The sequence below is a fragment of the Pseudoalteromonas sp. SWXJ133 genome (assembly GCF_015864365.1).
GTDB lineage: Bacteria > Pseudomonadota > Gammaproteobacteria > Enterobacterales > Alteromonadaceae > Pseudoalteromonas > Pseudoalteromonas arctica.
Map to the genome: position 1 here is coordinate 42,347 of NZ_JADYXJ010000013.1, position 23,591 is coordinate 65,937.

The window sequence follows — 23,591 nt, forward strand, 5'->3', positions numbered from 1 at the left end:
CTGGACATAATAAAAAGTAACGAAATTGCCATAAACACTGTGACTCTTGCTAGTTACAGGAGTAACATACGCGGGTTTATAATCCTCCTTTTTGTGTGTCGTTTAAAAAATAGTTAAGGTTAATCAATGAATGCTTGGTACCTCATTTGTTTTCTCTCTGCAATTGCAATTTTTATAGCCTTTGCAAACCAGTACATCCTCAAAATGCAAACTACCATTGCCATTACTACCGGCTCTGTGGTTATTTCTTTATTACTGATTATTGCAGTAAAATTATTAGGCGATCAGAACGCATTAGCAATGACCCAAATTGTTTCCAGTATTGACTTTAACGAGTTACTACTTAAAGGCATGTTGGGGTTTTTACTTTATGCGGGTGCGCTCGAAATAAACCTACTTGCCCTGCGTAAGCAGCGGTGGGAAATTACTGCCCTGGTATTGTTTTCAACCATTGCTTCCACATTTATAGTGGGTTATTTGAGCTTTTATTTATTTTCAGTTTTTGGTTTTGATGTCCCTTTTATTTATTGTTTACTGTTTGGTGCGCTTATTAGCCCAACCGACCCTATCGCTGTACTTGCTATTATTAAACAAATGCGAGCGCCAGAAGGCATCTCAGTTCAAGTAGAAGGTGAGTCGCTATTTAACGATGGTATTGGTTTAGTTATATTTACCACTATATTTTCTGTTGCTTTTTATGGCACAGATGCACAATTTGGTGACATAGCAGAGCTATTCTTTGTTGATGCAATAGGGGGTATTGCATTTGGTTTAGTCATTGCATTAGTTGGCCACTTTTTAATTATTAATAGCCGCGATGTAAACATTCGCTTATTAATTACCTTAACGATTCCTACCGCAGGTTTTGCTGCTGCAAATATTTGGGAAATATCTGGCGCACTTGCTATGGTAACGAGCGGCATATTAATGGGTAATATCACCCGCACTAAAGCAACTGAGCGCACAGGCCCTGAAGACACACGCTACGTAAAAGACTTTTGGCATGCAACCGACAGCTTTTTAAATGCCCTACTGTTTTTAATAATAGGTATGTTGATAGTTACTATGCCAATCACTATTGGCGAAATAGGTTTAGGCTTATTAATGGTACCTGCGGTATTACTTGCACGCTTTATAAGTGTAGGCGCACCATTTGTAATTTTTAAACGCTTTAGGACTTACGATAAACACAGTGTTAAAATTTTAACCTGGGGTGGACTACGTGGTGGCCTTGCACTGGCAATGGCCGCAGCTATACCACGCGAGCAAGTTTTTGTAGGCGGTTCAGACCTACATAACTTAATCGTTATTGTTACTTACGTTGTGGTTATATTTTCTATTATTGTACAAGGCTTAACTATTTCGCCGCTTATTCAAAGCAGCATTAAGTCAGCTGAGCAAGCCAAATAATAAATGCTTTGTCTGCAACACATTCAGTAACCAAGTTATTATAAAAATCACTTGGTTACTGTTACTCTCGTGTTACAAAAACACTTTAAAGTTATATAAATTGTTATCCTTTTTATTTATCTGCTTTGTTTAAATTAATCTGCTTGAAATGCAAATGAAAACAATTATAATTTTGGCTTTTCCTCTGCAGGGCTTTTCAATGTCCATAAATAATTCTCACATGTTTATTAACTTTGTGTCTGTAAGCAAGCGTCAGCTTAATTTCATTTTTGCACTTTTGATCATGATGACGGCAAGCTTTAGCGTTTCTGCCTCACCCGATCAACAAATAAAAATAAAGCAAATTGCACAGCTTGCAGAGTACGTAGGTGTTGATTACGTAGCAGCTGTTGGGAATGGTGAAATACTCGACCCCGACGAATATCAAGAAATGACTGAATTTGCGCACGTTATTATTGAGCAAGCTGGACAGCTATCAAGCCAAACAAATGAGTTCGACACAGTAAAGGTACAAGCTAAAGCCTTGCATTCAGCGATTGCCAATAAAGCAAGCGTTGCCGATGTACGCGCAGCAAGCTCTGCGCTTCGTGAATCACTTCTTGTCTTTATGCCGCAGCTATCGTTACCTACGTCACTACTACCTGTTGAGCAAACCAAAGCGCTTTTTGCTGCTAACTGTTCAATGTGTCACGGCCCAAGTGGTCAAGGCGACGGCCCGCTTGCAAAAAACTTATCGCCAGAGCCTACCAACTTTACCGATGAAGAACGCGCAACTAACCGCTCATTAATGGGTTTATTTGACGCTGTAAGTAACGGTATTAACGACACGCCAATGGTTGCTTTTACTCAATTTAATGAACAACAACGTTGGTCTTTAGCTTTTTATGTAGGTAGCTTGGCATTTAAAGATGTTCAAAAACCACAAAATCTAGAGCAAAACATTACCGCTTCGCAGATTGTAAACTTAAACCCTGCACAATTATCGGCAGGTCAAAGTGAAGCACAAGCACATTACGTTAAATGGCTTCGTGGTAATCCAGAGCAACTATTTACCGGTAAAAAGAATCCGATAACGGTTACTCGCACACAGTTGCTTGCAGCGCAAGCCGCGCATGCTAAAGGCAATTACTCACAAGCAAGTGATTTAGCAATTAGCGCTTACCTAGATGGCTTTGAGCTTGTTGAAAACAACTTAAATGCTTACGACGAAACTTTGCGTAAAAACATCGAAGTACAACTGATGAACCTGCGTCAAACATTTAAAAACGAGAAAGATACTGCAATCGTTGGCGAAAAAGTAAGTGCAGCGCTAGCTCAACTCGCTAAAGCAGATAGCATGCTAAACGAAACCAAACTAACTGATGGTGCACTCCTCTCAGCAAGTTTAGTTATATTACTACGCGAAGGCCTAGAAGCACTCTTAGTTATTATTGCCCTTATGACCGTACTTATTAAAACTAAACGCCAAGACGCGCTTAAATATGTACATATTGGTTGGGTAACCGCACTTCTTGCAGGTGGTTTAACGTGGGCTGCGGCGCAAACATTAATAGAAATAAGTGGTGCAAGTCGCGAAGTTATGGAAGGTGCTGGTGCATTGTTTGCCGCTATAATTTTACTGTATGTTGGCGTATGGATGCACAGTAAAACCAGTGCGCAGCAATGGCAAAAATACATCAAAGACAATATAGATAAGCGTCTTGAGTCGGGTACATTATGGGGTTTAGCAGGGCTTTCGTTTATAGCCGTATACCGTGAAGTATTCGAAACCGTACTGTTCTATCAGTCTTTATTAACGCAAAGCTCGCCTGCTCAATATTCATCTATTGCTTCGGGTTTTGCGATAGCTGTAGCAATACTGGCTATTATTACGTGGGTATTAATTAAGTACTCAATTAAATTACCGGTTGCTAAGTTTTTTGCCATTACCACTTACCTATTATTTGCACTCTCGTTTGTGCTTATGGGCAAAGCTGTTATTGCATTACAAGAGGCCGACATAATAGGTATTGCGCCGCTACCAATGAGCTTTGATATTGCATGGCTTGGTATAAAATCGACATGGCAAGGTATTGCGGCTCAAGTTTGTGTATTCGCTATATTTAGCTTTTATATATTCAAAAGTAAAAGCCAGAAGTAATTAGTTCAACAAAAAAGGGAAGCCTAGTAAATAGGCTTCCCTTTTTGAATTCTAGCAATCTACAAATAACTTTAAACTATTAACTGTAACCTATGCCCATGTATCTAAATGGGGATTTTCGTCCCCATCTAAGTTAGACTTTTTTTTATTATTTTGATCATCAAGCATATTGAGATTTTTCTTTTTTTGTAACTCACGCCTTTTTTTATTCTCTAGTTCAACTTTTTCAGCCGCAGCGCCACTTTGCACACCCGCAATATGAAAAGCACTTTTTGTCTCAACTTCTAGCCTAGTTATTCTTCCTAAATAAGGAATCATAATATCCATACATACTTCCTTATTTTAACTGTTTGATTGTCAAAATGCTTAATTTGAATAATAAACAAACAATTATTCGCTAAAATTGCGCTTATTACCTTAATATTATCGACAGTTATAACATATGCTTTAATTAAGCTAAAAAAAACTTGCCATAATATAGCTGTTTATGTTTTTATGAATGCGAAATTTATTTAAACAGATAACAACTGCACGTTAACAAAACAACGGGCAGTTACATAGGATAAAAAATGCGCTTAAACCTGACAACAGTACATCATCACCACCATTCACCGGAATAACCTGTCAGGTCTTTCGCTGAGAGGTTATTCCTAAAAGGAACCTCTGGCGATTCAAATAACATTGATTCATTTTCGCCCTGAGGTTCCCCTCGGGGTTTTTAGTTTTTAAATTAAAGGAAAATGAATAATGAACAACAGTAATCGTCTACGTATCGCCATCCAAAAAGGTGGCCGCCTATCTAAAGATTGTCAAGATCTGCTAAAACAGTTAGGTGTTAAACTTAACCTTCGTGAACAACGCTTAATTGCACACTCAACTAATATGCCAATTGACGTACTACGTGTGCGCGATGACGATATTCCGGGTTTAGTAATGGACGGTGTATGTGACTTAGGCATAGTTGGCGAAAACGTACTAGTAGAAGTTCAAGCAGAACGTGAACGACAAGGTGTTCCAAGTGAAGTAACTAAACTTTCAAAACTAGACTTTGGTTACTGTCGTCTTGCACTTGCATGGCCACAAGAGCTTGGCGCTCGCGATAAGAGCTGGTTTGAAGGCAAACGTATTGCGACTACCTACCCAGAAATCTTAACTCAGTGGTTAAAGCGCGAAGGCATTAACGCAAGTACAGTAATGCTTACGGGTTCTGTTGAAGTAGCACCGCGTGCGGGTTTATCTGATGCAATTTGTGATTTAGTATCTACTGGCGCAACACTTGAAGCTAACGGCTTAATTCAAGGCGAAACAATTTTAGAATCAAACGCGTGTTTAATTCAAAATAAAGATCTTCAAGATGCTGACAAACTAGCACTAATCAATAAGCTTATGCCGCGCCTACGTGGTGTTAGACAAGCTAAAGAAAGCAAATACATCATGCTACACGCACCAAAAAACAAACTTGATGAAATTTGTGAAATTTTACCAGGTTCTGGTCAACCTACTCTACTTGCCCTTGCGGGTAACGATGAATACGTAGCACTTCACATGGTAAGCAGCGAAACATTATTTTGGGAAACAATGGAGCAGTTAAAAGCCCTAGGCGCTAACTCTATTTTAGTTATGCCAATTGAAAAAATGATGGAGTAAGTGCCATGCTTCGTTGGAATGAGGAATCTTCACAAGTACAAGCAGCGGCGCTAATGCGCCCTGCAGTTTCTGCCAGTGCCAAGGTTGAAGCTATATGCAAAACTATTTTAGCTAACGTAAAAGAGCAAGGCGATAAAGCCTTACTTAGCATGGCTAAAGAGTTTGATAATAGATCTAACCCTCGCTTATGTGTTCCGCTTGATGAAATTAACGCATCAGAGCAAGCACTAAGTGCAGAGCTTAAATACGCAATTGATACTGCTTATGCAAACGTTAAACGTTTTCACGAAGCGCAATTGCCAAAAGATATTAAATTATCGACCCAACCAGGCGTTGTATGTGAACTGAAATATCAAGCCATCGAAGCAGTCGGTATTTATGTACCCGGTGGCAGTGCTCCACTGCCATCGTCGGTTATTATGCAGGGTGTATTGGCGCAATTAAGCGGCGCAAAAACCGTTGTACTTGCTACACCAGTACAAGGTGATAAAGCCATTAACCCTGCTATTTTATATGCAGCTAAGTTGTGCGGTATCACTACGTTAATAGAAAGTGGTGGCGCAGGCGCCATTGCAGCAATGGCGTATGGCACCGAATCGGTTCCTAAAGTGAACAAAATATTTGGCCCTGGTAATAGCTTTGTAACAATGGCTAAACAGCTTGTTGCGCAAACTATACCGGGTATGGCAATTGATATGCCAGCAGGTCCGTCTGAAGTATTAGTTATTGCAGATGAACGTGCGAACCCAGAATTTATAGCCGCCGATTTACTCTCTCAAGCAGAGCACGGCGCAGACTCGCAAGTTATTTTATTATGTAACAGCGAAAATATTATAGAACAAACTCAACAGGCGCTTACACGCCAGTTAGCTAACTTAAGCCGCAAAGACACAGCCGAAAAAGCACTGGCTAACTCTTCACTTATTTTAGTTGACTCAATTGAGCAAGCATTTGATGTATCGGCGCAATACGGGCCAGAGCACTTAATTTTACAACTAGGCGATGCAACACCATACCTAGATAAGATTAAAAATGCAGGCTCAGTATTTGTAGGTGACTACACGCCAGAATCTGCAGGCGATTACGCATCAGGTACTAACCACGTGTTACCAACATATGGTTACAGTGCAACATATTCTAGCTTAAACTTACTTGATTTTTTTCGTACATACACAGTGCAAACAATTACCAAAAGTGGTTTAACGCAGCTTTCGAAAGCTATTTTACCACTTGCAGATGCAGAAGGCCTTGATGCCCACGCTAATGCGGTTTCAATTCGTTTAGAGGCAATTAAAAATGAGCAATGAGAGCGCACAAGCGTCTAGCTTATTACCTAAGAATATTGCAGCCCTTGCTGCATACAGCTCTGCAAAAAGTGAAAAGCTAACCGGTACTACGTGGCTAAATGCTAACGAAAGCCCTTATGCTAAAAACCTTGAACTGAGTATTGAAGATTTAAATCGCTATCCTGATCCACAACCGCAACTGGTTATTGACCGTTACGCCGCTTATACAGAGCTTGAAAGCGGAAATGTATTAATGACGCGCGGCGCAGATGAAGGCATTGAGCTTTTAGTGCGCACATACTGTGAGCCAGCTAAAGATAGTATTGCGCTATTTTTACCAACCTACGGTATGTACAAAGTTACCGCCGATACACACAACGTTGGTATTAACGCGCTTACCCAAGAATTATTATTAAGTGGCAGTGCTGACGAAATAGTCGCAGCTGTTGGCAGCTCAAAACTAGTATTTATTTGTAACCCAAATAATCCAACGGGCAGCCTAACACCACTTGATAAAGTAAAAGCGATTGCTACAGCACTTGCGGGTAAAGCACTAGTAATTGTTGATGAAGCCTATATAGAGTTTTGCCCAGAGCAAAGCGCGACTAAGCTTATTAATGAGTTTAGTAATGTAGTGGTTCTGCGTACGTTATCTAAAGCCTTTGCGCTAGCAGGACTTAGAACCGGCTTTACCCTTGCACAAGCAAGTGTACTTACGCCAATTCGTAAAGTCATCGCGCCGTATCCGGTATCGGGCGTAGTAGCAAGTATTGCAGCGCAAGCAATTGCACCCGATGCAATTACATCAATGCGCCGCCAGGTCACTATTTTAAATAGCTTAAAAGCTAAATTAGTAGATTGGCTAAACGCCTCCCCTGCTGCATTAAAAATTCTCACTGGTGAAGGTAACTTTGTTACTTTAAAATTAGCCGATAAAAACTACTTTAAAATTGCACTTGAGCAAGGTTTGGTTATGCGCGCTTTTACGCTATACGGTGAAGACGACTGGCTACGAATTTCAATTGGCAGTGAACAAGAACTTGAACAAGTAAAAATTTGGTTAGATGGCCTACAAACGCCAGCTACCGCAGCATCTTTAGCAGGAAACGAAGTATCATGAGTAACCCCTATTTATTTATCGACCGCGACGGCACTATCATTGAAGAGCCAATTACCGACAAACAGGTAGATAGCCTTGAAAAGCTAGCATTTTTACCTGGCGTTATTCCTGCGTTATTACAATTACAAGCCGCAGGTTACCGTTTAGTGATGGTTTCAAACCAAGATGGTTTAGGCACAGACAGCTTCCCTACTGCTGACTTTGATATTGCACAAGACAAAATGATGGACATAATGCAAAGCCAAGGTATTAACTTTGAGACAGTATTAATTTGCCCTCACTTTAACGAGCAAAACTGCGATTGCCGTAAACCTAAAACAGGCTTACTTACCGAGCTTATGCGCTCAGGCAAAGTAGATTTAGCACGCTCTTTTGTTATTGGCGACCGCGAAACTGATATTGGCCTTGCTCAAAACTTATGTTGTGAAGGTATTTTATACGATGGCGATTGGAGTGCAATAGTAACTAAATTGACCACTGCAAACCGCGAAGGTCGTGTTACACGCAACACTAAAGAAACCCAAATTGATGTAGCCATAAACTTAGATCAAACTAAAAATGGCAGCATAGACACCGGCCTTGGCTTTTTTGATCACATGCTTGATCAAATTCGCACGCACGCAAACATTGGTTTAAACATTAAAGCCAAAGGCGATTTACACATAGACGAGCACCACCTTGTTGAAGACATTGGTATTGCCTTAGGTGTCGCACTTAAACAAGCCCTCGGTACTAAATCGCAAATTGCGCGCTATGGTTTTGCTCTTCCTATGGATGAATGTAAAGCCGAAGCACAAATTGATTTATCGGGTCGTGCATCATTTGTATTAAACGCTAACTTTAGCCGCGAAAAAGCCGGCGATTTAGATGTACAAATGGTTGAGCACTTTTTCAAGAGCTTAAGTGATAACGCCGCTATTAGCCTTATTTTATCGGTAAGCGACGGTAACTGTCATCACCAAGTAGAAGGTTTATTTAAAGCATTTTCACGCGCCCTTCGTATGGCAGTAGCACAAGACACAACCCAACAAACAGCCAGCTCTAAGGGATGTTTATGATTGCCATAATTAATACCGGTTGTGCCAATATTAATTCAGTACGCTTTGCGTTTGAACGCTTAGGGCAAACGCCAACAGTAATTACATCACCCGAGCAATTAGCCGGATATGAGCGCGCAATATTGCCAGGTGTAGGCCATGCATCGGTTGCTATGAAACGCCTAGTCGATAACGGCTGGCAACAAGCTATAAACGAATACCAGCGCCCGCTTATGGGTATTTGTTTAGGCATGCAGTTACTGTGCGAAAGCACCGAAGAAGGTAACGTACAGTGCCTAGGTAAAATACCAGGGCAAGTAAAAGCGCTTGATGTAGGCAATTTAACGTCGCCGCATATGGGTTGGAATAACTTAAGCGTTAACAAAGAACATGCATTAACTAAAGGGCTAACGCTTGATGAGCAAGTGTATTTTGTTCACAGCTTTGCGCACACCATAAACGACGCAACACTTGTAAGCGGCGAATACGGTCAAACCTTTTCAGCCATTGTTGCTAAAGACAATTACGCGGGCATGCAATTTCACCCAGAGCGCAGCGCAAAAGTTGGCGCACGTTTATTACAAAATTTTGTTGATTGGCAGTTATAAGCTGCCTATTAACTAACAAAAAAGAGATTATTTGTGATTATTCCAGCATTAGACGTATTACAAAATCAAATTGTGCGCTTGTACCAAGGTAAATACGATACAGCACAGTTTTACCCTTTCGAACTTGGCGCGCGCTTAAAAGAATACGCCGACAGCGGCGCAGGAAAACTGCACCTTGTTGATTTAGAAGGTGCACGCGATCCAAGTAAAAAACAGTGGAAACATATTCAAGCTGCAACCAAAGCGCTTAACGTACCGTACCAAGTGGGCGGCGGTATTCGCTCAGAGCAAGATGTAAGTGATTGGCTAAAAGCCGGCGCAAACCAAGTTGTTATTGGTTCAATGGCAGTAGAAAAACGCGAACAAGTAAAAGCCTGGATTGAACAATTTGGCGCAGAGCACTTTGTTATTGCCCTTGATGTAAATAAAACAGCCACTGGCTGGGCACCTGCTACGCACGGTTGGTTAAGTGAATCTGAATTTGGTTTACTTGAGCTGGTTGATTTTTATGTGAGCTTAGGCGTTATCGACTTCTTATGCACGGACATCAGTAAAGATGGCACAATGACGGGCCCATCGTTTGAGCTTTACGAAGACCTAACTCGCCACAACAGCACAATTAAAGTGCAAGCCTCAGGTGGCGTAAGCTCACTGGATGATATTAAAAAGCTTAAAGAGCTAGGTGTGGGCGGCGTTATATTAGGTAAGTCACTGCTTGATGGCGCATTTAGCGTTGAGGAGGCACTGGCATGTTATCAAAACGCATAATTCCATGTTTAGACGTTAAAGACGGCCAAGTAGTTAAAGGCGTTAAGTTTAAAGGTCATGAAGTTGTTGGCGATATTTTAACAATGGCTAAAGCCTACAGCGAAGCTGGCGCAGATGAACTGGTTTTTTACGAGATCAGTGCAAGCGTTGAAAAACGCCTACTTGATGTAAACTGGGTAGAGAGCATTGCACGCAATATCGATATTCCATTTTGTGTAGCTGGCGGTATTAAATCAGTAGCTGATGCAGCGCGTGTTTTAGAGCGCGGTGCTGACAAAATAAGCATTAACAGCCCTGCTATTGCGCGCCCTGAACTTATTAAAGAATTACACGATGAGTTTGGTAAGCAATGTGTTGTAGTCGGCATAGACAGCTTTTTTGATGAAATTACCGGCGAGTATTTAGTGTATCAATTAACCGGCGATCCTAATGCATCAAGCCGTACGCGTTATAAAACACAAGAATGGGTTAAACGCGTACAAGACTTAGGCGCAGGCGAAATCGTATTAAACTGTATGAACCAAGATGGCGTTCGTAACGGTTACGACAACGAGCAACTCAGTAAAATTCGCGAGCTATGTCACATTCCTTTAATCGCCTCAGGCGGTGCGGGCTCTATGCAAGATTTTGTTGATGTATTTAAACAAAGCAAAGTAGATGGTGCATTAGCCGCCAGCGTTTTTCATAAAAATGTGATTAACATTGGCGAACTAAAACAATTTTTAACAGATAACCAAGTGGCAGCAAGATTATGCAAGTAACACAACAAAACCAAGATCAAGTCGATTTCGCTAAAAGTGAAATGATCCCTGCTATTATTCAAGATGCCCGCTCGGGTGTTATTTTAATGCAAGGCTTTATGAACAGCGAAGCACTAAACGTTACGCTTGATACCAATAAGGTAACGTTTTACTCGCGTTCAAAATCGCGTTTATGGACTAAAGGCGAGTCATCAGAAAACTACTTAAACGTAGTATCTGTGCATACCGATTGTGACTACGATTCAATTTTAGTACTTGCCAACCCAGAAGGCCCAACGTGCCACTTAGGCACACAAAGCTGTTTTGGCGATGAAGCAAAACCAAGTTTAAGCTTTTTAGCACAGTTAGAAGATGTGATTGTAGCGCGTAAAAACGACGACCCTGAAAAAAGCTACACTGCCTCATTATTTGCAAAAGACTTAAGCCGTAGTTGTCAAAAAGTAGGTGAAGAAGGCGTAGAAGTTGCCCTTGCCGCTATGAAACACGATAACGATGAGCTAACTAACGAGTCTGCTGATTTAATTTATCACCTTACCGTATTGCTACAACGCCAAGGCTTAGCCCTTGAAGATGTAGTTAAATGCTTGCAAGGTCGCCATAAATAGCACCTGTTACAGAAAATTACAAAAGGCTCATATTTTATGGGCCTTTTTGTTTTTCGCTTTTAATTGAGTAAATTATGTATGGTATAGTGCGAGGCTCAATTAATCGGTTACTGTGAACTATGAAAAACTATATTATTCCTCTTATTATCGCGTTTATTTTAGCGGGCTGTACCAGCAAAACTAATCAGACTACAACTACAGCAGCCACTACTACAACGAATCAGTCTGTAAAAACCACAGTAACACCCGATGAATGCAGCACCATAAATAACCTAATAAATGGTTATGAGTCTGGTTTTAATTCAATCAAAACAGATAAAGTAAATAACCAGTTTACTAATCAATGGCGTACTAATACTCATATTATTGGAGCAAGCTGTACGATTACTTTAAATAAGTCAGAGCAAGCAAGCTACCAATGCCAAACACCCGTTAATACACAAACGCAAACCGTAAAGTCTCATCAAAAACTGGCTAAGCAATTACGCCAATGCTTAACCACAACAGGTTGGTTTGAAAGCCAAAAAGAAACAGCAAGTTCAATTTACAGCACCTTTGTACTTGATACTAAAACCCCTGTCATTACACTCTCTACCAATCAAGAAGGTAATGGGTTCAATACTCGCTTTGAAATTGCACCACCGTTAGGGCTTTAATAATGCGCCAATTAAATCAAAACAAAAAACCATCTAAATTTAAAACTGATTGCCTAGGAATATGCGAAAGGCGCAGCGGTTACTGCACCGGGTGTGGGCGTACCAACGAAGAAATTTTTGATTGGATAATATTATCTGAAGATGAAAAAAAAGCGATTTTAGAAACACCACGAGCAGATGCTAACTCATAACAAATAAAGCCCCTAAATGTTAAAAGTAACAGTTAACTGATTAACTAAAAGCTTTTTACTTGTTGTGGCTATTCATTTTAGTTGCGCTAATACAGCTTTCGACTACTAGCTCGAATGAGTTATTAATATCTATATTTATAACATTGGGCTCATCTTCTTTTGGTACTTCTAGCGCTTCAAATTGGCTTTTGAGTAAATCAACAGGCATAAAATGCCCTTTTCTGTCCTGCATACGGCTTTTAACCAGTTCAAAATCACCATAAAGATGTAAAAAGGTAATACCTATATTTCCGTCACATATTTGTTCTCGGTATTTCTTTTTTAATGCAGAGCAGACTATTACCGCAATTTCATTTTTCTTTTCAATGCTAAATGCAGCATCACGTATTCTTTCTAGCCAAGGCACACGATCAGCATCATTTAAAGGCTGCCCAGATGACATTTTTAATATATTAGCCTTGGGATGTAAGTCGTCTCCGTCGATAAATTTAGCGCCAATGCGCTTTGCTAATGCATCACCCACACTTGACTTCCCTGTGCTTGAAACCCCCATTACAATATAAACACGACCTACATTTGTGTTACTCATGTATTTACCCTCGCCTTAATTTAATAATTAATTATTTTCAATGTATATATTATATTGAGTTACGGGTAACATGTTACCCGTAACAAATGCGAAAGTGAAGTTAAACACACACTAAACATCATAATTCACACTGAATATAAGTAGGGAAAAATGTCAGATTTATCATTAATACTAACAGCGGCAGGCTCCATATTTTTATTGCTTTTCTTAGTAATGAAAGTACGACTACATGCTGTCGTCTCTTTAATCCTTGTTTCTATGATTGCAGGATTATTCTCAGGAATGAGCCCTGAAATAATTGCCGCTACAATTCAAAAGGGAATGGCTGGAACGCTAGGCTTTGTAGCGGTGGTGGTCGCTTTAGGCGCCATGTTTGGCAAAGTAATGGAAGAAACCGGCGCGCTGGATCGTATTGCCCACACACTTTTACACCGTTTTGGAGAAAAAAACGCTAATTGGGCGCTTACCTTTACGGGCTTTATTTGTGCCCTCCCCCTCTTTTTTGATGTGGCCGTTGTACTTTTAATCGGTATTGTTTTTGCTGTGGTACGAAAAGGCGGTGGCAGCGTTGTTAAAATTGGTATTGGGCTACTTGCTGGGATAGCGTCTTGTCAGGCGTTTCTTATTCCTGCGCCAGGGCCTATTTTGGTTGCCTCTCAATTAGGCGCTGACTATGGTTATATGATTTTATTTGGCCTTATTGCTGCCATACCGGCAATGATTATAGGAGGTCCAATTTGGGGCTCTATTATTTCTAAATCTATTCATGTAGAACTCCCACAGCACGAACAAATCGACGATAACCAAAGAGTTGGTAAAGGGACGCCTAGTTTTGGATTAGCATTAGGTTTAATTGCTCTGCCATTAATTATGATTAGTTTAAATACTATTGGTAGTCGCTTTGTTGAAAAAGACTCTGATTTATATAATTGGTTAGCCTTTATAGGTCATCCATTTACTGCAATTTTAGTTGCCTGCCTAATGGCATTTTATTTGCTCGGCGCAAGGCGCGGTGTCCCTAATGCTAGAATCATGGAAATTTGTGGTAGTGCCTTACAACCTGCGGGAATTATTATTCTTGTCACTGGTGCCGGTGGGGTATTTAAACAAGTATTAGTTGATTCAGGAGTAGGTACGGCACTGGGTAATTACTTAGCTGGCTCAGGCTTACCGATTGTAATACTCGCTTTTGTATTATCAGCCGCTGTGCGGGTCATTCAAGGCTCTGCGACAGTAGCTATGCTTACAGCGTGTGGCTTAATTATTCCAATGCTTCAGCCTTTAGGCCTTGATGGAGCGCAGCTTGCCGCTGTCACTATCGCTATTGGTGGGGGCTCTATTGTGCTCTCCCATGTAAACGACTCAGGATTTTGGTTAGCAAGTCGCTATCTCGGTTTGAGCGAAATGCAAACTCTTAAAACATGGACAGTAATGGAAACCATTATTGGGTCTGTTGGCGCACTTGTCGCTATGATTATTTCTCTGTTTTTGTAAAATTACAGTATGTAGAGTTATCATCACATATAAAAATTACCTGAGCCTTTTGTTATTTAGGCTCAGGTAATTAGGCTCATATAATTAGAGGATTTAAACACTTTCACCTAGATGAACTATATAACCAGTATCAATTACTTGCTCATAATTCATGCTCGTATCCAAATCGGAATTAATCCGGCTCAACAACTCTCTTCCCGCAACATTACCTATCTGATAACGGGGGGTGATTACACTTGCTAATTGAGGCACCATTGCTTGGCCAATATCATGGCCATGAAAACCCACAATCCCCATTTGGCTAGGCACTAAAATATTGTTTCGCTGGCACTCAAAAATAGCCCCAATTGCTAAATCATCATTAGTACAAAACAAACAGTCAGTATTTGGGTAGTCAGTACGCGCTTTTTGTAAAAGTTCAGCGCCTAAACTGTAAGATGAAGCTTGATCAGTCATCACACTTTTAGGCGTAAAGCCTTTAGCTAATATAGCATCTGAATAACCTTGAAATTTTAGGCGTGTTCGTACATCGAGCCTTGCACCTATATAAACAATATTGCGATAGCCTTTATTTAAAAGTGCCGTCGTCATATCAAAAGCGGCTTTAACATTATCAAAACCAACCGCTTGCTGCATAGGAGAGTGATGAGTATCCATTATTTCAATCACAGGTACGCCTGACATTTCAATCATTTTTAGCGTTCTGTCTGTGTGTGTGGTTTCTGATAAAATTAAACCATCAACGTGGTACGACAATAAATACTCAACCCGTTTTTCTTCAATTTCAGGGTTGTAACCATAATGGGCCAACATTGTTTGGTATCCTGCAGGCCCTGTTACATCTTCAATGCCTTTTATAACTTGAGCAAATACGTGGTTCGTTAACGATGGAACGAGTACACCAATAGAGTAGCTTTTAGCATTAGAGAGTAAATCAGGGGCTTTATTTGCAATGTAGCCTAGCGTATCAATAGCTGCACTAATTTTAGTGCGAGTAGACTCTGATACTTTTTCGGGATTACGTAAATAACGACTCACCGTCATTTTGGTTACACTAACCGCATCGGCAATATCTTGAAGAGAAGAACGTTTGTTTTTTTTCATCACACACAATTAAATAAAATGTTACTTGTAACATACCAACTATTGTGAAAAATCACTACTTTTAGCCCTTTTTATTTGGGTTAAAGTAATAAATATTTAGCCTACCGCCTGTATTTAAACTGTTGCTAAATGAATGGCTAAAAAGGTTTAGAAAACCTAAACCTTTTTAGCAAACGATACTGTATTTACAGTAAAGCTGAACAAGCATTTCTAATTAATGTAATTTTAAGCTTTATCGAGCGCTTGGCTTACATCTGCCATTATATCTACAATGTTTTCAATACCGACCGACAAACGAATTAAATCGCGGCTTACGCCCGCATTAGCAAGCTCTTCATCATTTAATTGGCGGTGTGTAGTTGACGCAGGATGACACGCAAGCGACTTAGCATCGCCAATATTAACTAAGCGTAAAATCATGTTTAGCGCATCAATAAAACGAGTACCTGCTTCTAGGCCACCAGCAATACCAAAGCTTAAAATACCCGATGCTTTACCACTGGTGATTTTTTGACTCATTTCGTTATACGGGCTTGATTCAAGCCCTGCGTAATTAACCCAAAGCACTTTTGGATGATTTTCTAAATACTCAGCCAAGTGCTGTGCATTTTCGCAGTGGCGATCCATTCTTAAGCCTAAGGTTTCAAGGCCGATTAAAATGTCAGATGCGTTTTTAGGGGCAAGCGCTGCGCCGGTATTTCTAAGTGGCACTACTCTGCAGCGACCGATAAATGCAGCTTCAGCAAAAGCTTCGGTATAAACCACATTGTGATACGACGGATCGGGCTCGTTCATCATTGCAAAACGCGTAGCATTCGCTTTCCAATCAAATTTACCTGAGTCGACAATCATGCCGCCAATAGCAGTACCGTGCCCGTTTATATACTTTGTAAGTGAGTGAACCACTATATCGGCGCCCAGCTCAAATGGGCGGCATAAATACGGCGTAGCCACGGTATTATCAACAATAAGCGGCACACCTTTGCTATGTGCAATACTTGCTAAACGTTCAATATCAACAATATTACCTGCCGGATTACCAATAGACTCACAAAAAACGGCGCGGGTGTTGTCGTCAATGGCATTCTCGAATGCTGTAAAGTCATCAGCTTTAATCATGCGCGCTTCAATACCTTGCCTAGGTAGTGTATGAGCAAATAAGTTATACGTGCCACCATACACTTGGCTGGTACTCACAATATTAGTGCCTACTTCGCACAAGCATTGAATAGCATACGTAATAGCGGCCATCCCAGAGGCAACAGCCAGCCCACCAATACCCCCTTCCATCGCGGCAATACGTTGTTCAAGTACGGCATTGGTTGGGTTCATTATGCGGGTGTAAATATTTCCAGGTACTTTTAAATCGAATAAATCAGCGCCATGCTGCGTATTATCAAATGTATAAGAAGAAGTGTGATAGATAGGCACAGCAGCCGATTTGGTCGTAGGCTCAGATTCGTAACCGTGGTGCAGTGCTAATGACTCTAATTTCATAATTATTTCCTTCAATTAATTTACCACTAAGCTAGCACTTCTTGGTTATAAAATGCACATGAAATATATTAAAGGGTGTTGAGGTGCTTTGATTTAAGTTAAGGGCAAGCGGCCAAGATGTATGAAATCAAGATTTGAGCCCTTTGTTTATTATATTAATAGATAATTGATTACTTAAACCGCTAATGCTGAGCTTGTTGTTTTAGTTATTAGATTGAGATCTAAAAATCAAATATTACGTTCGTTTTTTTGCCATTGTTATACATTCTCTTATTATTTATAAGTAGGAAATAAATACTATTTAACTCGTCGTTTAAACGACCCTTTGATTTATTTTTTATTGAACAGCTTAAATATCTTAGAAAGATCAATTGAAGCATTATCATTTTTACCTATTTTTTGAACTTTATTTACTTTTAAAATGCCACCTAAAACCTCGAATTTACCTTCTTCCTTCAGGCTATTGATAAGCATAAGTTCTGAATCTTTTTCGCTAATTTCATTTATTAAGCTTCTGTTTGTTGCTTGATAACTTGCGATCACAGAGTCTTTCATTTGTATTTGTGTTTCTAGGTGTTGTACTTGCATCTTTACTACATGATAAACATGTAATTCTTGCGGGGTTAAGTTTGACTCTGGCGGTAATAACTCTGAGTATGGAAGTGATAGATATTGATAAAATAGCTTTTCTATTTCCGTGAGCAATTCAGGACATTCGTCTGGAGATACTATAAGCTGAGTTTGGTTTTTGCTTTGGTTTGTTGATACAGTAGCATCTATTCCTAAGTTCTGTAGAAACTCACCAAACCATATTAGATACTGTGAACAGATGTTTTTATATTCCGGAGGAAATTCAAAAACCTTGATGAATACATCATCTCTGGTTTGTTCAATTAAGATCTTTTCTGCTTCTAAATAACATTTTTTTAAATAACTATAAGCTTCGGTTAATTCAGGGAGTATGCTTTGATTTTCAATTTTATAAGAGTCTAAATATAGTTTAACACTGTAAATGAATTCTGAATTAAAAGGGCCATCTGTTAAAAGCTTTGTAAAGTATGTATTGAATTCAATAAAACTGTAACTATTTGCCCACTTTTCTAGATCATGCTCGACCTCCAGTGATATTTGGGAACAGTCTATTGAAATAGCAATTGAAGCCCCATTTATTGTTTTATAATCTTCTTTATGAAAATCAAAACATGCTGGAATTTCAGATAAAGATAAATTTAAAAGATCGTCTATTTCATCGTTCTCAAGTTCAAAATCATTATATAAAACATAACTAACATCACCAATAATATGGGATGCGGGCACCTCTCTAATATAATGTGTTACTTCAGTACCATCCACAAATAGGCAAATTCCTTTTTCCATTTCTTTGAATTCAACAGTCATACCTTTTACACCTTAGTCCTTTGAAGTACTCGTTCTAAATAATCAAGTACTGTAAACCTTGCGGATTCAATATATTTAGTCTCAATAATAAAGCCAAAGTAAACACTATTGACACTAGTCATTTTATAGTACTTACTTTTAAAGTCGTACTCAATACACCTTCAATAATATCATGGGAAATTAGGATGATACCGTTCTTAATAAAAAGAATTAGAATGACACCCATCTAAATAATTTTGGTTTTTCACCTTACTGCGCGCGAGGTAAACTCGCGACTACGGGATTCGTGTTATATTTGTAGGCGCGGCTTTATGCCATGTTTTTGGTTTTTCACCTTACTGCGCGCGAGGTAAGCTCGCGATTACGGGATTGGGGTTATATTTGTAGGCGCGGCTTTATGCCGCGTTTTCACCTTACTGCGCGCGAGGTAAACTCCCGCCTACACAAGAAAAACAATTAACGGTTAACTCCCAACAAAAAAGGCGCTTCCTTCATGGTAAGCGCCCTTCTCTTATTTCACTAATTACTTATTTTACGATTGTCATTTCGTCTAACAAGTTTTGTGCATTATCTACTTTATCCATTACCCACAGCATGTAGCGTGAATCAACGTGGATAGAGCGATTAAGCTCAGGGTTGTAATCCCAATCACCAATAATACTTTCGTAAACACCGTCGAACAGTAAGCCTACAAGCTCTGCTTTACCGTTAAGTGTTGGCGAACCTGAGTTACCACCGGTAGTGTCTACATTTGATAAAAAGTTTACTGGTACTGTATTCATGCCCCCCGTGTAATCATCGTAAAGCTTGGCTTTAATTTGCTCTTGTAACTTTTTAGGTGCAGTGAATTGTTACAATCGAGTATTTAATCTTACTTTTTATCAAAATTCATCGAAAAATCAAGAAACTGTTTTGCTGGTATTGGTTTGCTAAAGTAAAAACCTTGCATAAAATCACAGCCCAACTGTTTTAATAAAGTATGCTGCTCTTTTGTTTCTACACCTTCGGCTACAACTGTCAGTCCTAAACTGTGCGACATAGCAATTATTGCTCTTACGAGGTTAAAATCTTCTTTATTTAATACGATGCCATCAATAAAACTTCTATCTATTTTGAGTACATTAAAAGGGTACTCTCTCAAATAACTCAATGATGAATAACCAGTACCAAAGTCATCCAGTGATAAGTTAATGCCTAATGCAGTGATTTCAGTCAATATATCAACAACATTAGTATGACAACTCATCAATACTCCCTCCGTAATTTCAAATTCTAAACTTTCGGGATTTACATCAGCGTCGATCAGTGAGTTTTGAATAAAACGAAGTAATTCCTCATCTCTAAACTGACGAGGAGATAAATTGACTGCCATTGTATATTTTTGCTCGTGTTTACAACTACCTTGCCACTCATTTAAGAAGTGTAATGCTTGGCTAATCACAAACTTGCCAATAGGCACTATTAACCCAGTATTTTCAGCAATAGGTATAAATTCATCTGGTGTTACGTTGCCTAATACGGGGTTATGCCACCTTAATAAAGCTTCTGCGCCAATAATATGTTTATTTTTAACATCAAATTGGGGTTGATAGAATAATTCGAACTCATTGCGTTCAAGCGCTGAACTCATTTGCTCTTCAATTGCTAAACGCCGTTGGATAACTACGTTCATTTGTTTTGCAAAAAAAGAATAAGTATTTCGGCCGAATGCTTTAGCTTGATACATTGCGGTATCTGCATTACGTAGTAAATCCGAAGCTGAACTGCCGTTTTCAGGATACATAGCAATGCCAGCACTCAACGTAACCATTAATTCGCGGCCTTCTATTTTAAATGGTTCTCTAAAGTTTTTAAGTAATTTATCAATTATAGCTAGCGCACTTTTTGCACAGGTTAAGTTTGGTAATAATACAATAAACTCATCGCCTCCTAGTCTTCCTACCATACCGCTATCACTGATAGTTCCCTGAAGCCTTGCAGCTGCTTCAATTAATAGTTTATCGCCAACTTCGTGCCCAAGTGAATCGTTTATTTTTTTAAAATCATCTAAATCAAGAAAACATACAGCGGCATTAACTTTATGTTCATTTGCACTTTTCAAAATTTCAGATAACTTATCTAAAGCTAAAAAACGATTAGGAAGTGATGTTAAGCTATCAAAATAGGCTTGATGGCGTATCAGTTCATCTGATTTATGTTGTTCAGTAATATCACGTACAATAACCATAACTTGCTCATATTGAGGTACATGATTTATACGAGCTTCAAAATATACGGTGCCTTTAGGCAGTTTTAGTTCATATTCAAAGCTAACCATTACTTTTTGTTTTAGTGCTAGGGCAATATTAACCTGAAATTTAATCGCAATTTCATCAGGTAATACTGCAAACATTCTTTTACCAATAAATTCATCTGGATTAACATATAGGTTATTCTCATTGCTGGCGTGGTAGTCAACTATGGTGCCATCTTCTTGCATTAAGAAAAATAAATCAGGAATTGCTTCGAATATGGTTTCGAGCATTTTTTCTTTGAAGACAGCCTGCCCTTGGGCCTTTTTTACATCGGTTAAATCAATATCTATGCAATACATTTGTTTAATATTATATTGATTTATAAACATTACATGACTTGAAAAAACACACACCTGCGCGCCATTTTTACGCTGCAGAATAAGCTCCGCTGCAGGGATTTCTTCATCATTATTAAGCCAATTTGTATGAGCAGATACAACCGCATCTTGCATTGGGGGAGGAATAATTAAATCTTCAAGTTTTTGTCCAGAAGCTTCCTGTGCACTATAGCCATAAAGATACTCACTACCTTTATTCCAATAAATTACACGTCGTTGTTCGTCATACCCTTGCACAGAAATAGCATTAACCGCATCAAATAATTGATGGAGGGGGTCATTTGTAACAAATTGATGAGTTAGCGCATTTACAACTTTATCTATTTTCATTTCGATGACAGGGATCAAGAAGAACTTACTAATAATAATAGTATTTAATGACTAATTTTTCTCTAAAAAATGCGCTTAAATTAGTAATTAGTTTGATTTTAGCAATAAAACAAGATGATCGTTTGTTTTTAATACAGCAACTTTATCTAAACAGATTCTGTTTGAGTCAAAATGTAGCTGTATGCTCTGAATTATCAGGCCTAATAGCTCACTCTATTATTTTATGGTACTAATTTAGTCTTGAAATTACTTTTGATAAACTCAGTGCAAAGAACATGACAACTTTCCTCTGTTAACATTATTTCATTTTTTTAACATACCTAATTTCAATACACTAAAATTCAAGATTTACTTATCTTTATATATGAAACTAAAACTACACCAACACATAACGTGATCCACACTGTAATACTGTGAATCACGTTATGAAATCAACATAACAATATAAGTATTATAGTTATTTGCTAATTATATCATTTGGATGCTCTACGCCTATCCACGCTTTAAATAGCGCTTTTTGCTCATGTGTTGCGTCTTTATTGATAACTACTTTTTTAGGTTTATCAAAATCTTCTGATAATACTAATGTTAAGCTTTCAAGAGCATCGCGACGAAGATAGTCAATGGTTACTTTATCACCTTTTTTAAACGTTTCTAAGCTGGTTTTTAAATCTTTACCTACGTGATGCTTGTTTATTGCGACAATTTTATCATCGGTAGTTAAACCGGCTTTCCATGCACTACCATCACGGCGAACGTAACTTAGCGTAAGTAACTCGCCCGTGTTTTTAGCAGTAGCGTCAATACTTGCAAGCGCTTTTGCTTTTTCAGGCCGCTCAAATTTCAAGCCTACTTTTGAAAGTAAGTCATCAAAGTTGATACTGGCAGGCGACTCTACATTGTCTTGCCACCAGCTCGAGTAATCACGTCCTGTTAAATCTTTTAAGATATTAAGCACGTCTACGTCTGTAAAACCAGCTGGCATTTTATAATTGTTATAAAGTGCTTTGTGAACGTCGCGATAGCTTATTTTACCTTGGCTTTTTTCAAGTAGGTCGATATCTAAAGCTAAAGAGAGTAACGAGCCCTCTGAGTAAATGTTGGTGCTGTAGTTACGTGCATGATCGCCACCTTGGTTAATCCATTTATCAAAGCTTGTTTCGCTTGCGCTTTGCACTTCACGACCCGGTGTTTGTAAATGGCTATTAATGGTTTTGCTCATCACTTTAAAAAATTCATCTGTGGTTTCAATACCAGAGCGAACCATCAAATGGTCTTCAAAATAACTTGTTGAACCTTCAGCGATCCACAGTAGTTTTGAGTAGTTCATGTTTGTGTAATCGTAAGGCACTAAACCCTGTGGCCGATATGCTTTGACATTCCACGTATGAACAAACTCATGCGCAGCGGTACTTATAAAGGCTAGGTAATCTTCGCGGCTACCAAATCGGTCTCGTGGACGTTGTATAATCGTTGAGTTTAAATGCTCTGTAGCACCACCCGCTCCCGATGTAGCATGAACCATAAATACATAACGTTCATACGGATAGCCATCCCAAATTACATTGCCAGTAGCAACTAATTTTTTAAGATCGGTAAGCATTTGCTCTACGTCGTAGTTACCCTCGCCCCATATAACTAAATCATATTCACGGCCATCTACTTCGAATGTGTGTAGTTGGTTAATGCCCGTTTCGATTGGTGAATCAACAAGCACGTCGTAGTCGGCTGCTTTAAATGAATTTTTACCTTTTAAATTGTCCATACCCGACACAGAGCGCCACTTTTTAGGCACGTCTAAATTAACGGTTACTGGCTCTTGGCGAAATGACTCGCTAAACATAAAAAAGCCTGACGCATCTATAAATGCATGACTGTCGTCAATGTGGCGAGCGCGCTTACCAAGTTCGTTTGCATACACTTGATAGTCAACATTAACTTCTGTTGGCTCATTGAGGTGTATACGCCATGTGCTATGGTCAATTTTTTCCCACTTTAACTCTTTGCCGGCTTCATCTTTAGCTTTGAAATAACGAACGCCATTGGCAAGGTTCAGCATTTCATAGCGACCTGTTCGCCAAGCTGGAAGTTTTATATCAAGATGTGCTTGCGCTGTTTTTGGAAACTCTACACTTACATCACCTAAATGATGTTGTGGTTGCGAGATTTCTAAAGAATAATTTACGTCGGCAAATACAGGCGCTGAGCATGCAGCTAGAATAGAAAGGACTAATAACTTTTTCATAGAGACTCTTAGTGGAAACTTAATTGCCACAAGACTAACAAGCCCCTACCTAAAAGCGAATTAAATACGATAA

At 39.2% G+C, this 23,591-nt stretch carries 20 protein-coding genes and 1 pseudogene; 13 read left to right on the forward strand and 8 right to left on the reverse strand.

Going from position 1 to position 23,591, the window contains the following annotated elements; translation table 11 throughout:
• Window positions 1-126 precede the first annotated feature (126 nt).
• Window positions 127-1,410 carry a cation:proton antiporter gene (locus I6F40_RS11325; RefSeq protein ID WP_197192935.1) on the forward strand — a complete coding sequence of 428 codons (1,284 nt, stop codon included), beginning with the start codon at window positions 127-129 and terminating at the stop codon, window positions 1,408-1,410.
• Between the two features lie 283 nt (window positions 1,411-1,693).
• Window positions 1,694-3,550, forward strand: coding sequence for a cytochrome c/FTR1 family iron permease (locus I6F40_RS11330; protein WP_197192960.1), 1,857 nt, complete (start codon window positions 1,694-1,696; stop codon window positions 3,548-3,550).
• A 90-nt stretch (window positions 3,551-3,640) separates the two neighbouring features.
• Here the strand turns inward: I6F40_RS11330 and I6F40_RS11335 are convergent, their stop codons facing one another.
• Window positions 3,641-3,877 carry a hypothetical protein gene (locus I6F40_RS11335; protein ID WP_197118969.1) on the reverse strand — a complete coding sequence of 79 codons (237 nt, stop codon included), beginning with the start codon at window positions 3,875-3,877 and terminating at the stop codon, window positions 3,641-3,643.
• A 420-nt stretch (window positions 3,878-4,297) separates the two neighbouring features.
• On the opposite strand from I6F40_RS11335, the gene hisG reads away from it, so the two are divergent.
• The 10 genes from hisG (at window position 4,298) to I6F40_RS11385 (ending at window position 12,229) form a co-directional block, all read left to right on the forward strand.
• Complete coding sequence (gene hisG / locus I6F40_RS11340; RefSeq protein ID WP_007580644.1) at window positions 4,298-5,197, forward strand: ATP phosphoribosyltransferase; 900 nt, start codon at window positions 4,298-4,300, stop codon at window positions 5,195-5,197.
• Window positions 5,198-5,202: 5 nt separating this feature from the next.
• Window positions 5,203-6,504: a histidinol dehydrogenase gene (gene hisD, locus I6F40_RS11345; RefSeq protein WP_197118968.1), complete on the forward strand. Its 1,302-nt coding sequence runs from the start codon at window positions 5,203-5,205 to the stop codon at window positions 6,502-6,504.
• Entirely contained in the window at window positions 6,494-7,603 is a 1,110-nt protein-coding gene (gene hisC / locus I6F40_RS11350; RefSeq protein ID WP_197118967.1) for a histidinol-phosphate transaminase, read from the forward strand. The genes hisD and hisC overlap by 11 nt, the downstream gene beginning before the upstream one ends.
• Window positions 7,600-8,661 (forward strand): bifunctional histidinol-phosphatase/imidazoleglycerol-phosphate dehydratase HisB, encoded by a 1,062-nt coding sequence (gene hisB, locus I6F40_RS11355; RefSeq protein WP_197118966.1) that lies wholly within the window; start codon window positions 7,600-7,602, stop codon window positions 8,659-8,661. The genes hisC and hisB overlap by 4 nt, the downstream gene beginning before the upstream one ends.
• A complete protein-coding gene (hisH, locus tag I6F40_RS11360) occupies window positions 8,658-9,248 on the forward strand; it encodes an imidazole glycerol phosphate synthase subunit HisH (RefSeq protein WP_197118965.1) in 591 nt (196 codons plus the stop codon). Before hisB ends, hisH begins: the two co-directional genes overlap by 4 nt.
• Before the next feature lie 33 nt (window positions 9,249-9,281).
• Window positions 9,282-10,016 (forward strand): 1-(5-phosphoribosyl)-5-[(5-phosphoribosylamino)methylideneamino] imidazole-4-carboxamide isomerase, encoded by a 735-nt coding sequence (locus I6F40_RS11365; RefSeq protein ID WP_002960267.1) that lies wholly within the window; start codon window positions 9,282-9,284, stop codon window positions 10,014-10,016.
• Window positions 9,998-10,777, forward strand: coding sequence for an imidazole glycerol phosphate synthase subunit HisF (gene hisF, locus I6F40_RS11370; RefSeq protein WP_033038393.1), 780 nt, complete (start codon window positions 9,998-10,000; stop codon window positions 10,775-10,777). The genes I6F40_RS11365 and hisF overlap by 19 nt, the downstream gene beginning before the upstream one ends.
• The gene (gene hisIE, locus I6F40_RS11375; protein WP_197159880.1) at window positions 10,768-11,382 is read left to right on the forward strand and encodes a bifunctional phosphoribosyl-AMP cyclohydrolase/phosphoribosyl-ATP diphosphatase HisIE; all 615 of its coding nucleotides are present in this window, start codon (window positions 10,768-10,770) and stop codon (window positions 11,380-11,382) included. The genes hisF and hisIE overlap by 10 nt, the downstream gene beginning before the upstream one ends.
• A 119-nt stretch (window positions 11,383-11,501) precedes the next feature.
• Window positions 11,502-12,038, forward strand: a complete 537-nt coding sequence (locus I6F40_RS11380; RefSeq protein ID WP_197175979.1) for a hypothetical protein — start codon at window positions 11,502-11,504, stop codon at window positions 12,036-12,038.
• A 2-nt stretch (window positions 12,039-12,040) separates the two neighbouring features.
• Complete coding sequence (locus I6F40_RS11385) at window positions 12,041-12,229, forward strand: DUF1289 domain-containing protein (protein WP_002960277.1); 189 nt, start codon at window positions 12,041-12,043, stop codon at window positions 12,227-12,229.
• 55 nt (window positions 12,230-12,284) lie between these two features.
• Here I6F40_RS11385 and I6F40_RS11390 read toward each other — a convergent pair whose 3' ends face one another.
• Window positions 12,285-12,818 (reverse strand): gluconokinase, encoded by a 534-nt coding sequence (locus I6F40_RS11390; protein ID WP_197159871.1) that lies wholly within the window; start codon window positions 12,816-12,818, stop codon window positions 12,285-12,287.
• A 150-nt stretch (window positions 12,819-12,968) separates the two neighbouring features.
• Here I6F40_RS11390 and gntU point away from each other — a divergent pair, with 150 nt between their 5' ends.
• Window positions 12,969-14,312, forward strand: a complete 1,344-nt coding sequence (gntU, locus tag I6F40_RS11395; protein ID WP_197192936.1) for a gluconate transporter — start codon at window positions 12,969-12,971, stop codon at window positions 14,310-14,312.
• Between the two features lie 93 nt (window positions 14,313-14,405).
• Here the strand turns inward: gntU and gntR are convergent, their stop codons facing one another.
• The 6 genes and pseudogenes from gntR to I6F40_RS11425 all read right to left on the reverse strand — a co-directional run bounded on the left by gntR (window position 14,406) and on the right by I6F40_RS11425 (window position 23,518).
• Window positions 14,406-15,416, reverse strand: coding sequence for a gluconate operon transcriptional repressor GntR (gene gntR / locus I6F40_RS11400; RefSeq protein WP_197192937.1), 1,011 nt, complete (start codon window positions 15,414-15,416; stop codon window positions 14,406-14,408).
• A gap of 225 nt (window positions 15,417-15,641) precedes the next feature.
• On the reverse strand, window positions 15,642-16,913 hold the full coding sequence (locus I6F40_RS11405) for an O-acetylhomoserine aminocarboxypropyltransferase/cysteine synthase family protein (protein WP_197192938.1): 1,272 nt from the start codon (window positions 16,911-16,913) through the stop codon (window positions 15,642-15,644).
• A gap of 330 nt (window positions 16,914-17,243) precedes the next feature.
• Window positions 17,244-18,311 (reverse strand): hypothetical protein, encoded by a 1,068-nt coding sequence (locus I6F40_RS11410; RefSeq protein ID WP_197192939.1) that lies wholly within the window; start codon window positions 18,309-18,311, stop codon window positions 17,244-17,246.
• 527 nt (window positions 18,312-18,838) lie between these two features.
• Window positions 18,839-19,159 (reverse strand): annotated as a pseudogene (locus I6F40_RS11415) (S46 family peptidase); the annotation flags it as partial.
• 23 nt (window positions 19,160-19,182) lie between these two features.
• Entirely contained in the window at window positions 19,183-21,273 is a 2,091-nt protein-coding gene (locus tag I6F40_RS11420) for a sensor domain-containing protein (RefSeq protein WP_197192940.1), read from the reverse strand.
• Window positions 21,274-21,730: 457 nt separating this feature from the next.
• Entirely contained in the window at window positions 21,731-23,518 is a 1,788-nt protein-coding gene (locus I6F40_RS11425; protein ID WP_197192941.1) for a M61 family metallopeptidase, read from the reverse strand.
• Between the last annotated feature and the right edge of the window lie 73 nt (window positions 23,519-23,591).

Excerpts from the sequence above, each read along its gene's own strand:
- I6F40_RS11325 (WP_197192935.1), top strand. The coding sequence starts at position 127 with ATGAATGCTTGGTACCTCATTTGTTTTCTCTCTGCAATTGCAATTTTT.
- I6F40_RS11330 (WP_197192960.1), top strand. The coding sequence starts at position 1,694 with ATGATGACGGCAAGCTTTAGCGTTTCTGCCTCACCCGATCAACAAATA.
- I6F40_RS11335 (WP_197118969.1), bottom strand. The coding sequence starts at position 3,877 with ATGGATATTATGATTCCTTATTTAGGAAGAATAACTAGGCTAGAAGTT.
- hisG (WP_007580644.1), top strand. The coding sequence starts at position 4,298 with ATGAACAACAGTAATCGTCTACGTATCGCCATCCAAAAAGGTGGCCGC.
- hisD (WP_197118968.1), top strand. The coding sequence starts at position 5,203 with ATGCTTCGTTGGAATGAGGAATCTTCACAAGTACAAGCAGCGGCGCTA.
- hisC (WP_197118967.1), top strand. The coding sequence starts at position 6,494 with ATGAGCAATGAGAGCGCACAAGCGTCTAGCTTATTACCTAAGAATATT.
- hisB (WP_197118966.1), top strand. The coding sequence starts at position 7,600 with ATGAGTAACCCCTATTTATTTATCGACCGCGACGGCACTATCATTGAA.
- hisH (WP_197118965.1), top strand. The coding sequence starts at position 8,658 with ATGATTGCCATAATTAATACCGGTTGTGCCAATATTAATTCAGTACGC.
- hisF (WP_033038393.1), top strand. The coding sequence starts at position 9,998 with ATGTTATCAAAACGCATAATTCCATGTTTAGACGTTAAAGACGGCCAA.
- hisIE (WP_197159880.1), top strand. The coding sequence starts at position 10,768 with ATGCAAGTAACACAACAAAACCAAGATCAAGTCGATTTCGCTAAAAGT.
- I6F40_RS11380 (WP_197175979.1), top strand. The coding sequence starts at position 11,502 with ATGAAAAACTATATTATTCCTCTTATTATCGCGTTTATTTTAGCGGGC.
- I6F40_RS11385 (WP_002960277.1), top strand. The coding sequence starts at position 12,041 with ATGCGCCAATTAAATCAAAACAAAAAACCATCTAAATTTAAAACTGAT.
- I6F40_RS11390 (WP_197159871.1), bottom strand. The coding sequence starts at position 12,818 with ATGAGTAACACAAATGTAGGTCGTGTTTATATTGTAATGGGGGTTTCA.
- gntU (WP_197192936.1), top strand. The coding sequence starts at position 12,969 with ATGTCAGATTTATCATTAATACTAACAGCGGCAGGCTCCATATTTTTA.
- gntR (WP_197192937.1), bottom strand. The coding sequence starts at position 15,416 with ATGAAAAAAAACAAACGTTCTTCTCTTCAAGATATTGCCGATGCGGTT.
- I6F40_RS11405 (WP_197192938.1), bottom strand. The coding sequence starts at position 16,913 with ATGAAATTAGAGTCATTAGCACTGCACCACGGTTACGAATCTGAGCCT.
- I6F40_RS11410 (WP_197192939.1), bottom strand. The coding sequence starts at position 18,311 with ATGACTGTTGAATTCAAAGAAATGGAAAAAGGAATTTGCCTATTTGTG.
- I6F40_RS11420 (WP_197192940.1), bottom strand. The coding sequence starts at position 21,273 with ATGAAAATAGATAAAGTTGTAAATGCGCTAACTCATCAATTTGTTACA.
- I6F40_RS11425 (WP_197192941.1), bottom strand. The coding sequence starts at position 23,518 with ATGAAAAAGTTATTAGTCCTTTCTATTCTAGCTGCATGCTCAGCGCCT.